This window comes from Microcoleus sp. PH2017_28_MFU_U_A, assembly GCF_020738035.1.
Lineage (GTDB): Bacteria > Cyanobacteriota > Cyanobacteriia > Cyanobacteriales > Microcoleaceae > Microcoleus.
The window spans coordinates 107735-122463 of record NZ_JAEQCX010000021.1 but is presented as its reverse complement, the minus strand read 5'-3'; the positions used below and the strand labels follow the sequence as shown (position 1 = coordinate 122463).

Annotated in this window: 13 protein-coding genes; 12 read left to right on the top strand and 1 reads right to left on the bottom strand. The window is 41.4% G+C overall.

From position 1 onward, the window contains the following. Nucleotides 1-16 precede the first annotated feature (16 nt). From JGK14_RS00670 to JGK14_RS00645, 6 genes are all read left to right on the top strand, one after another. Nucleotides 17-691, top strand: coding sequence for a serine O-acetyltransferase (locus tag JGK14_RS00670; RefSeq protein WP_293174321.1), 675 nt, complete (start codon nucleotides 17-19; stop codon nucleotides 689-691). A 1-nt stretch (nucleotide 692) separates the two neighbouring features. Beyond that, the gene (locus JGK14_RS00665) at nucleotides 693-1181 is read left to right on the top strand and encodes a Mov34/MPN/PAD-1 family protein (RefSeq protein ID WP_293174318.1); all 489 of its coding nucleotides are present in this window, start codon (nucleotides 693-695) and stop codon (nucleotides 1179-1181) included. Nucleotides 1182-1229: 48 nt separating this feature from the next. Next, on the top strand, nucleotides 1230-2171 hold the full coding sequence (locus JGK14_RS00660) for a PLP-dependent cysteine synthase family protein (protein WP_293174315.1): 942 nt from the start codon (nucleotides 1230-1232) through the stop codon (nucleotides 2169-2171). A 72-nt stretch (nucleotides 2172-2243) separates the two neighbouring features. Beyond that, nucleotides 2244-2981: an alanyl-tRNA editing protein gene (locus tag JGK14_RS00655; protein ID WP_293174312.1), complete on the top strand. Its 738-nt coding sequence runs from the start codon at nucleotides 2244-2246 to the stop codon at nucleotides 2979-2981. 256 nt (nucleotides 2982-3237) lie between these two features. Next, entirely contained in the window at nucleotides 3238-3573 is a 336-nt protein-coding gene (locus tag JGK14_RS00650) for a hypothetical protein (RefSeq protein WP_293230618.1), read from the top strand. Next, nucleotides 3566-3940 (top strand): type II toxin-antitoxin system RelE family toxin, encoded by a 375-nt coding sequence (locus JGK14_RS00645; RefSeq protein WP_293230621.1) that lies wholly within the window; start codon nucleotides 3566-3568, stop codon nucleotides 3938-3940. The genes JGK14_RS00650 and JGK14_RS00645 overlap by 8 nt, the downstream gene beginning before the upstream one ends. A gap of 69 nt (nucleotides 3941-4009) precedes the next feature. Here JGK14_RS00645 and JGK14_RS00640 read toward each other — a convergent pair whose 3' ends face one another. Continuing rightward, nucleotides 4010-5662 (bottom strand): FAD-dependent oxidoreductase, encoded by a 1653-nt coding sequence (locus JGK14_RS00640; RefSeq protein ID WP_293323230.1) that lies wholly within the window; start codon nucleotides 5660-5662, stop codon nucleotides 4010-4012. A gap of 213 nt (nucleotides 5663-5875) precedes the next feature. On the opposite strand from JGK14_RS00640, the gene JGK14_RS00635 reads away from it, so the two are divergent. The 6 genes from JGK14_RS00635 to JGK14_RS00610 all read left to right on the top strand — a co-directional run bounded on the left by JGK14_RS00635 (nucleotide 5876) and on the right by JGK14_RS00610 (nucleotide 14705). After that, on the top strand, nucleotides 5876-6370 hold the full coding sequence (locus JGK14_RS00635) for a papain-like cysteine protease family protein (RefSeq protein WP_293223836.1): 495 nt from the start codon (nucleotides 5876-5878) through the stop codon (nucleotides 6368-6370). Further along, the gene (locus JGK14_RS00630; RefSeq protein ID WP_293174298.1) at nucleotides 6367-6837 is read left to right on the top strand and encodes a hypothetical protein; all 471 of its coding nucleotides are present in this window, start codon (nucleotides 6367-6369) and stop codon (nucleotides 6835-6837) included. The genes JGK14_RS00635 and JGK14_RS00630 overlap by 4 nt, the downstream gene beginning before the upstream one ends. A 41-nt stretch (nucleotides 6838-6878) precedes the next feature. Continuing rightward, entirely contained in the window at nucleotides 6879-8522 is a 1644-nt protein-coding gene (locus JGK14_RS00625) for an McrB family protein (protein ID WP_293223838.1), read from the top strand. Between the two features lie 177 nt (nucleotides 8523-8699). After that, nucleotides 8700-9902 carry an McrC family protein gene (locus JGK14_RS00620; RefSeq protein WP_293223840.1) on the top strand — a complete coding sequence of 401 codons (1203 nt, stop codon included), beginning with the start codon at nucleotides 8700-8702 and terminating at the stop codon, nucleotides 9900-9902. Nucleotides 9903-10331: 429 nt separating this feature from the next. Beyond that, complete coding sequence (locus tag JGK14_RS00615) at nucleotides 10332-13103, top strand: non-ribosomal peptide synthetase (protein WP_325314578.1); 2772 nt, start codon at nucleotides 10332-10334, stop codon at nucleotides 13101-13103. 432 nt (nucleotides 13104-13535) lie between these two features. Next, complete coding sequence (locus JGK14_RS00610) at nucleotides 13536-14705, top strand: RNA-guided endonuclease InsQ/TnpB family protein (protein ID WP_293174389.1); 1170 nt, start codon at nucleotides 13536-13538, stop codon at nucleotides 14703-14705. The last annotated feature ends 24 nt before the right edge of the window (nucleotides 14706-14729 follow it).

Genomic DNA, 14729 nt, shown 5'->3' with positions numbered 1-14729 from the left:
TTGTGAGGTTCACTGTATGTTGCTCACTTTTAGTCGTCTCGATCGTCAAATCAGTCAAGTAATCGAGGGTCTCTTGCAATCCCATTTATCAGAAAGCTCTATCAGCGAACTTAAAACTCGGGAGATTATTGATCAAGTAAACGATCGAATTTACGATGACTTGATCTGCTTTTCTAATAAAGATCCAGCGGCGAAAAAATCGCCTGAGTATATTTTTGAGAGTTATCTCTCTTTTCAAGCTCTCATGTATTATCGAGTAGCCAATGCCTTATATTATAGTTGTCACAGTAATGGAAATGAGATAACCCATCTAAAAATCGTTGCGCGAAGGATATCCGAGCAAGCCAAAGCTAAAAGTGGAGTTGAAATTCATCCAGCAGCCACAATTGGTCGTAGATGTATTATAGATCACGGCTATGGTACTGTGATTGGTGAAACTTGTGAAATTGGTGATGACTGTTACATTCTTCAAGGCGTAATTTTAGGTGCAAGAGGGATTTCTGGAAATCAATATAGTAAAAGGCATCCAACGTTAGGAAATCGTGTGGAAGTAGGTGGATGTGTCAGGATTTTTGGTGCGGTGACAATTGGTGACGACGTAAAAATTTCTCCTTATATTGTCATCACCGAAGATATCCCTGCTAATTCTAAAGTATTGCTACGAACAACCAATCAAATTATCAAGAAATAAAATGAAGGCTATCTACATACAAGGTCAATCTCTACGTTCAGAAATAGAAAAAAATATTTCTGAGGAGCTGCTTGAAAAAGTTTACTATTTTGCCCGCCAAAGTTATCCAGATGAATGCTGTGGGTTAATTCTTGAAAAGGGCATCAGATCTTGCAAAAACATTCAAAATCAATTACATCAATCAGATCCAGTAACTTATCCCAGGAGCGCAAGAGAAGGGTTTGTTTTTTCATCAGAAGATTCCTTGTTCTTAAGCAGAAATATTGCTTCAGTCAATCCAGTCAAGGCAATCTATCATTCTCATCCTGATGTAGGAGCTTATTTCAGCAATGAAGACAAAAAAAATGCTCTATTTGATGGCAAGCCAATTTATCCAGTAGATCACCTGATAATTGATATACAAAGAGATGAAATTATCTGTTCTAAACTATTCAGATTTATTGCAGAAGATTATCAGTTAATTGCTGTTTTTCCTGGTAGAAAGATCTGAGAAGATACTCAAAAAAAGATTGCAAAACACAAAACAGTGATACTAATTATGATTTACAACTCAATTTTAGAGACAATTGGTCAAACTCCAGTGATTAAGCTTCAAAAAATAATTGATAAATCCCTTGATTCAAAGTTTGCCATTTATATAAAAAATGAAACGTTTAATCCTGGAGGTAGCCACAAAACTAGAATTGCCTTTAATATGATTAAAGATGCCGAAAAACAAGGGATTCTCAAACCAAATACAGGACAAACAATTCTCGAACCAACTGGAGGAAATACAGGAATGGGAATTGCTATAGCTGCTGCTATCCTCGGCTACAATGTGATCTTAGTTATTCCTGATAACTATAGCTCACAAAAACAAAAATCATTAAAAGCGTTAGGAGCAAAAATTATCCTTTCTGATAGTCGTAAAGGAGGTAATTCACATGGTGAGCTAGCAATGGAAATTCAGATTGAAAATCCTGAGTATGTGATGCTAAATCAAGGTCAAAATCCAGCAAATCCAGAAATTCATCGATTAACAACAGCTCCAGAAATTCTGGAAGACTTTCAAAATGAAACAATTGATTATTTTATTGCCAGTATTGGTACTGGAGGTCACATTACAGGAATAGGAGAAATTCTCAAAAAAGAAAAACCAAAGGTAACAATTATAGGAGTTCAACCAGACGGCTGCGAGCTTCTAGAAAATAAATTTTTTCCTCACAATATTCAAGGTCTTGCTGTTGGCATTATCCCCAAAGTATTGAATGTTAATATCATAGATCGAATGATTTCTGTAACATTTGAAGAGTCATTACAAATGATGAAAAATCTGAGCGTAAAAGAAGGCTTGTCAGTAGGTATTTCTTCTGGAGCTAATGTCGCCGCTGCTTTAAAAGTTGTTGAGGAAGTTCAGCAAAAGAAACAGCTACATCACAAAGTCAATATTCTGACGATGGCTTATGACTCAGCTATTGATTACTTAGATCTTTTTGATTGATTTTTTGATGACATCAAGCTTTGTTGCTCAGTTTTGAGTAAACTGTGAACTTTCCAAAATAAGGAGATTGAAATGACGATTTTTATTCTTAACAGTCCAGAAAAACTACCCCCAACTCAGAAGTTGTGGATTGATGAACCCTATCAGACTGAATGTGAAGCTACCGTGCTGCATACACAAGATGATTTGCTGGTAACAGATCGAACTATATTTTATGCAGAATCAGGAGGGCAAGTACCTGACAAAGGCTTTATTGACGATGTAGCTATCATTGACGTACAAAAGCAACCCGGAAAACCTATCTATATAAACCGTCCAGATGTCGAAGTTCCGATGGTACAGATTGATACTGTGGTGGTTCATAAACTAGATAGTCCTTCCCCTTTTATCGTAGGACAAAAAGTGCATATGAAGATTGATTGGGATTATCGATACAAGCTAATGCGTTACCACAGTGCAACTCACTTTGTTTTACACGCCCTTGAAGAAATCTATGGTCATCAAGAAAAGCTATATATCAAAGGTTGCTATATATATGAACAGAGTGCCCGTTTAGACTACGCTAATAAACTCAATCCTGAACTGATTCCAAAAGTGTCTACTTTAGCTAATAATTTGATTGCTCAAGGCGATGAAATTTTGATGGAGTCAGATCCTAGTACAAAAGATATCTCTTACTGGCGTTATGGTGATATCATTATTCCTTGTGGTGGGACTCATGTAAGTAGTGCCAAAGAAGTGGGTGCCGTTTCTTTGAAGCGTAAAAGTCATGGTAAAAATCTCGATCGAATTTACATTTCTCTATGTTAAAAAGTTGGAGCGAGTTAAAATCTCTTTGGCACATAAACTGAATGTCACTCAAATCCAACTTCTACCGAAACCCTGACATTACTTGCGATTCAAAGAGGGCGATTAACAATCGCCCCTATTGGTTGAACCATCCGGGTCAATTTCCACCAAGGTTCCCGTTCCAATAGCCGTCAACTGAATGTACCGCTCGGCAATCGCATCACTACCTTTATACTTACGTTAAAATGAAGGTAAAATTAACAGGCATGATGGCATTATGAATGTAGCGGCACTTCGACATCAAATCGATCGATGGCTCGATCGACTCTCTCCAGAACATCTGGCATTAGTTGCGAGTTTTATAGAGTTTCTAAGCCAAAAGCAACGTCAGGGGGTCATCATTTCGCAAAATAATCTGGCAGAGGTTTTCTCAGCAGAAATCCAAGAGATGCCTGCTGCTAATTCTTTTAGTATTCCAGAACCCTCAGAAATTGACGGGGAGGGCCAATCTAAAGCAGCGCTTCTACAAGATTTTCGGCAGGCTTGGCACGAAGCCATGACTGGGCAAAGCATTCCGGTTGCTCAAATGTGGGAAGGAATTGAAAATGACTGACTTGCCCTTAATTCAAGTTATAGTTTCGCCAACCTTCAATCACAATTTACGCACTCTTGCAAAAAAATACCGCAGCATTCGCAATGATATTCAACCCATTATCGAACAACTCACACGGGGAGAACTGCCAGGAGATCGAATTGCTGGAGTGGGTTATGCAGTCTTCAAGTTGAGAGTCCGAAATAGCGACACTCAAAAAGGTAAAAGTGGTGGATACCGTTTAATTTACTACGTCCAAACAGCAACGGGAATCATTTTGCTGACCGTTTACACCAAATCCGAACAAGTCGATATTGCAGCAGAAGATATTCAAAACATTATTACAGAATACCAGCAGCAGCAGATCGAAGATCGAGAGGATATCTAAGAGTTGGGGAATCTTGCGCCGTAGAAGATGAGGTTTCGATATCTTCTACGGGTGACTGCTATACCTCGATTACTTCACCTCTTTATAATCCACCCCATAACTCGTATCTCTCCCCGACAAATAAGTAGTTTTCCCCGTTAAAGTCTCCAACGTTTCCCTGGTTTTACTCGAAGTAATCGTATTCAGCGGCACTCCCAACTTGCTAGCCAAACCCGCCGCCACGCCCACGCCTTGTCCTTGATAAATATTCACCGTCGCAATTCGCCCGACTGATACCGCCATACCGACATAGCCGGACGATCGCCCTACGATCGCCAAATTACTCACTTTACTCGCCAAAGCGCTCTCTATCCCAAAATTATAGGTCGGCAGCGGCGGAATTCTCGATTCCAAATCCTTGACTCCCCCCCGCAAGTCGAAATCATAGGAAAAACTGCCGATCGACTTGGAGGGCTCTGTTCCTCCTTTGATAATCTCTTTCCCACTTAGCGGCGCCACCACATCCCGAACATTCAAAGTTTGTCTGATATAAATCTCTTCCGGGATAAACACTCTCACATCTTTACCAGATTTTTTTTGCAGCCATTCTTGGAGATGTGACATTTCTTTCACCATCTCAGCATTCGGTTTTCTGCCGTTAGCTTCCATCTTCATCAATTCATCAACTTGATATTTAAATAAAAACCCGTTCCACGACAGCGAAGTATCTTTATAAACGCAAACATTGGCTTTATCAAAGAAGAATCCTTTATCTTGAGTAAAGGGCAAGTTCCTGTCTACGTGATATGCCGCACCTAGGGCTACGCTTCTGATGTTGTAGCCGTCTCGATATGCCTGATAAATCGGACTCAAGAAATTTCTCATCCAGAATTCTGTACTTGCGGGGTCTTTATATTTGGTAATGCTTGCTTTGATTTTTTCGACTAAAGGCGTGTCGTAGAGAATGTCATCTTCTATTTTGCGGAAGTCTGCCATCGTTAGCCCCGTAATTGTCGGCACTACAGATACTGCTAAAGTTTCATTTTTGGATTTAATATTTTGCGATTCATATCCTGTATAATAAGATAATCCGGCTTTTCTTGCCAGTTCCGCGTCTTGAGTTACGTCAATAAAAGAGTTAGCTTGAATTTTGATATTGCTTTCTTTGACTTCGGCATATTCTATTTTTTTATCAACTACGTGAGGAGTCAGAGTTGAGTGGGAAATAAGTTTAACTCCGGCTTCCGAAAGCATCTCTCTCAGAGCTTTATCAGCGGTTTTTGGTTCCAAGCAAGATTCGGGAACATTCGCTTTGTCTAGGAATTCCCGGAAACATTGGGCGTAGGGTTGGCGGTACCAGTCGGGGATTTTATCTAAATCGACGTAACCTAAACCGCCGCGGGTGAGTACGCCGCCCAAAAGAGCAGTTGCGTAGTTCGATCGCACAACAGCAACTTTACCCTTTTCACCTAAAGTCTTTTTTGCCCATATAGCCGCACATATCCCCGGCACTTCATCGCCATATACTACTACATCAAACTTTTGATCCGGTGATTTGTGGGGTTCTGCTGGGGGCGGGCTGCTGGATTTTTGCCGGATAGTTTGGGTATCTGATGTGGCGCTGGCTGGGTTTCTGTGTGTGATGTCATTGGCGGCTTGTTGGAAGTGCCCAGAGTCAACTAAAATTTTTACGGCTACGAAGAAGATTGCAATGGCGGCTAATTTCTTGAAAGTAAAGGGCATTTAGTTGACTCGTTGATAATTTTGGCATACCTGAAAGCGCTGTTCAGGGTTTACGGAGTTGAATATAACACTTTTCAGTAAGTTTGGCACAAGTTTAATTTTTCCGGGAACAGTTGCGATTAGTATTGATGTTAAGTTAATTCACAACTTGTAGTAAGCGTAACACTCTGCTGCTATTTTCAAAGCATCAGTCAAAAACGATAAACTGATGTTATGGTAGGATTGTCTGGGGCTGGTGGCAATTGGCAAGTTATTGATGAAATAGCCGATCGGGCTGTTGTCCAACAACAAGATAAGTTATCATGTGGCCCTGCTTGCGGTGCAATGCTCTTGGGCGATCGCGGGGTTTATGGTGCAAACCAATCTTTAATTGCGGCTGAAACTGGAGTTCCTGTAAATATTGAAGATTTAGCAATCGCACTCAATACTCTCGATACAAGCAGTTCTAGATTTTGGTTGGGCGGTACTATTTCTATTCCTGGAGCCACAAATTATGAAATAGTTGAGGTATTAATTACTACTGGTTCTTGGGCTGCTATTTTGTGGGAAACTTTAGCTGACTTGGGTCATATAGTCATTGTTGATGGGCTTGATGATACAGGAAAAATTATGATTCGCGACCCTTGGAATGCTACAAAATATAAAATGGAATTAACAGAGTTTTTAAATTACTGGAACCTTCAAGCAGTTTACTCATTAAGACGATGAAAGTGCAAGTTTTGTCTATTCAATCTGCGATCGCCCCCAACACTCACGAGGTTGTGCTGTCTGTTGGTACGGATACACAAAAATTTATTTTTACAACAGAAGTGAATCGAGTTGGAGAACATTTACTTCAGACTACCCGCGGCGATCGCACTTTTTCAGAGTTTTTTAAATTTAATCAGCGGGTAGCGATGAATGTGACAAATCTGGTTGTTAAATACTACAATCGTGAAACTGTCAATCTTCCGGCAGATGTCGGTGTCTTGGTCACTCAAGAAACGGCTTTATCGAAGCAAAAGCCATTTGAAAATAACAGTTTAGCAGATACTGAATCGCAGCTACCAACAGCAGTGGATGGAGAAACTCGTCAAAGGGCGATCGCGATTCTCGAACAGTTACCGGAAGCTGTGCTTGATGAAGCTGTTAAGTTTCTGGAATCTTTGTATGTTAAGTGCGATCGGCTACAATAAGTTAAGAACAGCAATTAAGTCATCTTAAAAATACAGAAAAAATGGAAAAAGTTTTTGTACATCCTGAATGTCCTTTTTCAGAAAACACATTTAACCTAGTGGCACAATTTAATGATAATCCCAGCTCTGATTTTTACAGGGAACACAAAAAAGTTTTCTTGAAATATGTTGAAAATCCATTAAAGTATATTTTAAGCCAGGTGGAAGAGCTGTTACCTGATTTTATCAAAAATTATATAAATTTCAGGATTGACCAATTTGGTTCTCTCCTTCTATTCCAAGGATTCCCATCAATATCGTACAGTGTAGCTTTGGGTCTGGGAGATATAAATTCTTTAGATAAGGCGCAGTTAATGCTAAATATTGAACCTGAAAAATTCACTTTTGGATTTTACTCAAAAATAACAAGTTTGGAAAAATTCATTGACAATTATAGCTCTCAATGTAGAAGTAATTCCTGGAAAACCTTGCTTGAATTATACAAGCTGCCCCATCAAAATTTTTGCGAGTTAAATCGCCACCTTCATTCTTATCGTTACCTACTTGAAGACTATAGGTTCGTAAAAATTAAAAATTCACAATCTGTTTTTAGTTTGCTAGAAGAGATTTTTTGTTGGCAAGAAATACCCAAGAATTTATTAATCACACCTAAAGTCAATAACATTCAGGTTGCTGTCTCACTAGAATCACCAGAGGTATTAGGATATTCTGCTAAACAGTTAATCGCAAAAATAGCACAAACCTTTAAAAAATTATTTCCATTGTTTTTATTTTTTAATGTTTATGAGAATAACTTATCTCTTCTTGTAAATGAATATTTTTTAGTATATAACAAAGAATTTAATCGAGCCTACAATCTCCAAGAAATGTCGGAACTAACAGGTTTTCAAACATCTGAAATCAACCGCTGGATACGCACCATTAACCGCAAGCAACAAGCCATCATCCAAGGCCCGCCCGGAACCGGAAAAACCTTCCTCGCTCAAAAACTAGCCCAACACTTAATCGGCGGCGGTGACGGCTTTTCAGACCTTATTCAATTTCATCCAGCTTATACTTATGAAGACTTCATTCAAGGCATCCGTCCGCAAAGTCAAGATGGGCAATTAACATATCCCATAGTTCCCGGCAGATTACTCGAATTTTGCACAAAAGCTGAGTCTCGTCAAGACACTTGCGTTCTCATTATTGATGAAATTAATCGTGCAAATTTATCTCAGGTATTTGGAGAATTAATGTATTTGCTGGACGATCGTGATCGCACTGTTAAACTAGCCAGCGGTCAACTATTTAGAATACCTAAAAATGTCTGCATCATCGGTACAATGAATACTGCCGATCGCTCTATAGCCTTAGTTGATAACGCACTCCGCCGCCGCTTTGCATTCATCCCCCTATCTCCTAACTATAAAGTCTTGCGTCACTATCACAAAACATGGCAAACAGGTTTTCCAATTGCTAGATTAAATCGCTTAATTGGTATTTTAAAAGATATAAATGTGGCAATTAACAACAAACATTATGAATTAGGCATCTCCTTCTTTTTGACAAAAACCTTAGCTGAAGATATCCAAGATATTTGGCAAATGGAAATTGAGCCATACCTCGAAGAATACTTCTTTGATAACCAGGCAAAAATGGATGAATTTCTCTGGGATAAAATCAAAGACAAATTGAGCAATTGAGCATCTAACGCTACCATTACCAAAAATATGCCGTTACAGCATCTATGAAACAAAGTGGTTGAGTTAAGAGAGTCCTAGAGGGAAAACTGTGTGAACAATAGATACTGCGATTGCTTTCCTACGGATCGCTTCGCTAACGTTCCTCGCAATGACAACTACTGACTGAACCGTATTTCTATGAAACGAGAATCACCCCAAATTATCGAACTCACAGAATATCAATTAGCGACCTTTGAGCGAGATGCAATCCCCCAATCAGTAGGAGAGAAAATCTACCAGAATTATGCTAAGGAAATAGATATTGAATTTCCCAACCCTAAAACAAAATATAAATGGCAATTAAAGTCTCAAGGCCGAGTTGGCAATATTCCAATTACTCCACAATTTCACATTGTGATCAAACCCAAAGTTCCGATCGCAAATTTATTCGGAATGCTTGAGTATGCCTACGAACTTAAGATAAGTTTTCCGAAAGGACAGATTGAGTGCGAATCTTTGAAACAAGTATATGAACGATTAGCTAACATCCTGGCGCTGAAAATTCTCGAACGCTGTCGCAAAGGATTATATCGCGATTACTTACCAAAAATAGAAAAACTTTCCTATATTCGCGGTCGCATCGATGTCCGGGAAGCTGTGCAAAAACCTTGGGAGGTTAAACTAAAATGTCACTATAACGAACAAACAGGCGATATCGAAGATAATCAAATTCTGGCTTGGACACTCTTCATTATTGGCCGCAGCGGTTTGTGCCGCGAATCTGTCTCATCGACGGTGCGAAAAGCTTTTCACGCACTCCAAGGATTTGTGACTCTCACATCTTTTAAACCTGAAGCTTGTATCGATCGCACTTATCACCGTCTTAATCAAGATTATCAACTTTTACACGCCCTCTGTCGGTTTTTTTTAGATAACACAGGGCCCAGTCACGAAATGGGCGATCGCGAAATGCTCCCTTTTCTGATCAACATGGCTAGTTTATATGAACAGTTTGTCGCTGAATGGCTCAAGGCTAATACACCAAAAGGCTTCTTTGTCAAGAAAAAAAACACGGTCACACATGACCAAAATTACTCCGATTGCATTGACTTACTGCTGTGCGACATAGAAACAGGTAAAGTCCAATACGTCCTCGATACCAAATACAAAGCTCCCGATCGAGCAGACAGTGGAGACCGCCATCAAATAGTTGCCTACGCCAATGCAGTAAACTGTAAAAATGCAATTCTTATCTACCCGGAACACCTCAAACAGCCACTAGACATAAAAAATGGCGATCTGCGAGTTCGCAGTCTAAACTTTTCCCTAAATGACGATCTCAATGAAGCCGGACAAATATTCTTAACCTCTCTACTTCCAAGCACCGTCTCCTATTGGTGACAACTTAAGTAAAGGTACAAATTTTTAAGGCATACAAAAAAATGTAAATAGCTGAAATACTTACAGGCAAAGCAGTTTAGCTCTACTGAAGGAGTAAGGTAGCTAAAGTGCTTTGCTTGTTTACTGCGATCGCTCCCGATCGCCCCCGATCGCCAATGAGATGATTGCCAAAACAGTCTTGATCTAGACCAGATCAATTAATAAGCCGTATAATTAAAACAGGACAAAAAGTAATTATCCAGAAACAACTTCCGTTCCCCAAAAGCACATTGATTCGCGCCGTCATATACGTATTATTACTGCAATGTGACAGTTTCGAGACTGCTAAATAAGCAATCCACAAAAAGCTGTGATCTGGATCAATGCGCGATAAGGAATTTTCCCTAGGGTGCCTCTCTTAATCTCCCTCACTCTACTTAAATCAAAAATATGATGAATTCTCAAGATGTTTTGACGAGTCGTGATGGGTACTTACCCAACCAGGAAACTGATGCACTAAAAACTACCCACGATGTCTGTGTCGATCTTCCATTACATAGTCAGGATATTTCCTCTGTCGAGGACTCTCAAGTCGATCGAACTCCATCTGACTATGTGAGTATCCATCAATGGTTTGAAGCACAGGTTAAGGAGACTCCTGATGCGATCGCCCTTTCATTTCAAGGGCAAGAATTAACCTATGATGCCTTAAATCAACGCGCAAACCAGCTCGCCCATTACCTCCAAGCACTAGGAGTGCAACCGGATGAACTGATTGCTATCTCTATGAATCGCTGCATGGAAATGGTGATTTGCTTTTTGGGGGTGATGAAGGCTGGGGCGGCCTATGTGCCGATCGACCCAGCCTATCCCCACGAACGTCGAGCGTACAAGTTACGAGACGCCGCTGTGCGATTCATTTTGATTCAACAGCATCTGGTTGAATTTTTGCCCGAACACAATGCTCGCGTGATTTGTCCAGATACAGACTGGCACGATATGGCGCCATACAGCACTGAAAATTTGTCTCTGCTGACAACGCCCGAGCATTTGGCTTATGTTATTTACACCTCTGGTTCGACGGGAAATCCCAAGGGTGTAATGATTACTCACCGGGGCATGGTTCACCACAGCAAGGCGATCGCACAGGCATTTAATCTTCAGGCTGGCGATCGGGTACTGCAATTCTCTAGCATGAGCTTTGACATCATCATTGAGGAAGTTTTTCCATCCTTGGTAAGTGGTGCAACAATCGTGCTGCGAACTGAAGACTGTATTAGCTCTACTCGCCAATTCCTCGAATTTATTGAGCAAGAACGTATTACTATTCTGGACTTGCCAACTGCTTTTTGGCATGGTCTCGTCAGCGGACTCTCATTGCTAGGTGTTCCCATGTCCCCAGATGTGAGATTGGTGATTGTGGGCGGAGAAAAAGCCTCTCGCGCTCTGTATGCTGAATGGCGACAATTGGTAGGGGAATATCCTCGTTGGCTCAATACCTACGGGCCGACTGAAACTACGGTGACGGCCACCATTTATGACCCGATCGCTGAAGGCTACGATCTCAGTAGTGAAGCAGACATTCCGATCGGTCGTCCCCTTCCCAACAGCCAAATTTACATTCTGGATGAAAACCTAAATCCTGTGCCCGATGGCGACATTGGAGAACTGTATATTGGCGGCCCAGGGGTTGCGAGGGGATATCTCAACTTGGCAGAACGCACTGCAAGTAAGTTTATTGCTAATCCATTTAGCGATCGACCTGGAGACAAACTTTACATAACAGGGGATACTTGCCGCTATTTACCCAATGGAACGTTGGAGTTTATTGGTCGCATCGATTTTCAAGTAAAAATTCGAGGTTTTCGGATTGAGTTACTAGAGATTGAAACCTATTTGGAACAGTACCCATCTGTGCAGCAAGGTATAGTTTTGGCACGGGAAGATGTACCCGGTGAAAAGCGCTTAGTGGCATATATCATTCCGAAGCCTGGACAACCAATTCAGGTGTCTGAATTGCGTAGTTTTCTACAAACCAAACTACCGGCATACATGATTCCGGCAGCGGTTGTAGTGATGGACTCTTTCCCGATGACGCCCAATGGTAAGGTCGATCGCCGTGGGTTTCCAGAACCTCAGGTTGCCGATCTGGTTACAAATAGTGAAGTTGTGTTGCCTATTGATGGACTAGAAGCTCAACTTGTTCAAATTTGGGAGCAGATACTCAATATTAAGCCGATCGGCACTACGGATAATTTCATGGATTTAGGCGGTACATCCCTGTTAGCCGCTCGCTTAGCTGACAAAATTGACCAAAAGTTCCAGCAGAAAGTCCCACTATCGATTATCTTCCAAGCCCCAACCATCAAGCAACTATCCCAGATTCTACGTCAAGGCGATATCCCCAACCAAAGCCTTTCTCTTGTCGAGATTCAACCGAAAGGTTCTCAGCCACCACTCTTTCTGTTTGAAGGAGTGTCTATTTATCATCCGTTAATTCCATATTTAGGGCTAGATCAGCCGATATATGGCTTAATTGCTGTTGTTAAAGATGGCGTGCACGGGCCAGTCAATCAGGTTGAGGCGATCGCAGACTATTACATCAATGAACTCGTGAAGGTGCAACCAGAAGGCCCCTATTATTTGGGTGGTTTGTCATTTGGAGGTATTGTTGCTTTTGAGGTTGCTCAAAAATTGGCAGCTAAAGGACAGGAAACAGCGTTATTGGTGATGTTTGATTCCATGTTGCCCTCTGCCTACAAGCCCCTACCCATTCAGCAGCGGCTGCGCTTCCATGTCCAAAAAATTGCTAAGCAGGGCGTAGGTTACATCGTCAGTAGTGTCGTCGATAAAATAACGACAGTTACAGACGGAATGACAATGCTGGCCCGCAAGACGATCGGGCGAGACAACAAGGTGAAAGAACCTACAGAGTCAATGTCTTACACCACCGACTATTTGATCAGAGAGAAGATAATTGATCTGGCAGAACGAGCTTACGCGCCAAAACCCTATGCTGGCAAAGTAGTGATGTTTCGAGCACAGGATTCTCAAGATGGCATAAGTGTCATCCTCGATCCGGATCTAGGCTGGAAACCTTATCTCAAAGACGGTCTGACCATTTACGATGTACCTGGAGACCATCTCAGTATTTTACTGGAACCCAATGTCGGGGCGATCGGCAATCGAATGAAGCTATTACTGGAGGAGGTAATGGTGTAGCAGTAAAGTTTTTGGCATTCTTAATCGATATTCACACAGGGTTGCATCAAATTAGATAATTCAAAAAAGTAGAACTTCCCTCAATCAAGCCGGAAAAACATTTTTAAACTCTCTATTGCCAAATACTCTACCCTAACTCAATAGGCTTGGCTTAAAGATTTTTTACGAATTTCGTCTCACGATTTCATAGGCAATACAGGCATTTTTAAAAAGTCAGATAGTTCTTAAATGAACCGTATTACGCCTTAATTATTCGCTGTGCCAATATCACCATCTGCCGTTCATTTCACCCACAAAAAAAAGAGGCGCACTCGCGCCTCTCAAATCTTTCATCAAAAAAAGTGGGTGGAAACCCCGTCCTTCGCTCGACGGCTTTACAAAAACATACAACACAGAGCTAATATCACAAAAGACGTGTTAGGCTGTGAAGATATGGAAAAAGCCTATCGCTACCGATTCTATCCCACCAGCGAGCAAGAAAACCTCTTGCGACGGACAATGGGCTGTACCCGGCTAGTGTACAACAAGGCTTTGACTTACCGCACGGAATCTTGGTACGAACGCCAAGAAAGAGTTGGCTACAGCGAAACTTCCTCTATGCTGACGAACTGGAAGAAAGAGGAAGAACTTGATTTCTTGAATGAAGTTAGCTGCGTACCTCTTCAACAAGGCTTGCGCCACCTTCAGACAGCGTTCACCAACTTCTTTGCAGGACGAGCCAAATATCCTAATTTCAAGAAAAAGCATAACGGTGGCAGTGCTGAATTTACCAAATCTGCCTTCCGCTGGAAAAACGGACAGGTATTTTTGGCTAAATGTAACGAGCCACTACCTATCCGCTGGAGCAAACAAATTCCCCAAGGGTGCATTCCGTCTACGATTACAGTGAAATTAACGCCTGCTGGGCTTTGGTTTGTATCCATATTAGTAGACGACTATAAAATCCAACCATTTCCAAAAACAGATAAAACTATCGGATTGGATGTGGGGATTACGAGTTTGATTGCTACTAGCGACGGCGATAAAATCGCCAATCCCAAACACTTTAAGAGACTTCGCAAAAAGTTAAAAAGAAAGCAAAAAACGTTAGCACGCAAGCAAAAGGGAAGCAACAATCGGGAAAAAGCCCGGAGACAGGTGGCAAAAGTCCACGCACAGATAGTCGATGTGCGTAAAGATTTCTTGCACAAGCTAACGACTCAACTCGTTCGTGAAAACCAAACGATTGTAGTTGAGGATTTGGCTGTCAAGAATATGGTGAAAAACCATAAGTTAGCTCTTGCCATCAGCGATGCTAGTTGGGGTGAATTGATTCGCCAGCTAAGTTACAAATGCGATTGGTACGGGCGTGAATTAATAAAAATAGACCGCTGGTTTCCCAGCTCTAAGCGCTGTGGAAACTGCGGTCACATTGTTGAGAAATTGCCGTTGAATATTCGCGAGTGGGAGTGTCCCAAGTGCGGGACAAACCACGATCGTGACATCAATGCTGCAAAGAACATTTTGGCGGCTGGGCTAGCCGTTTCAGTCTGCGGAGCAACTGTAAGACCCGAAGAGAGTAAGTCTCGGAAGGCTGGTGCTATGAAGCAGAAACCCAATTAGCGATGATTGGGAATCCCCGCACCT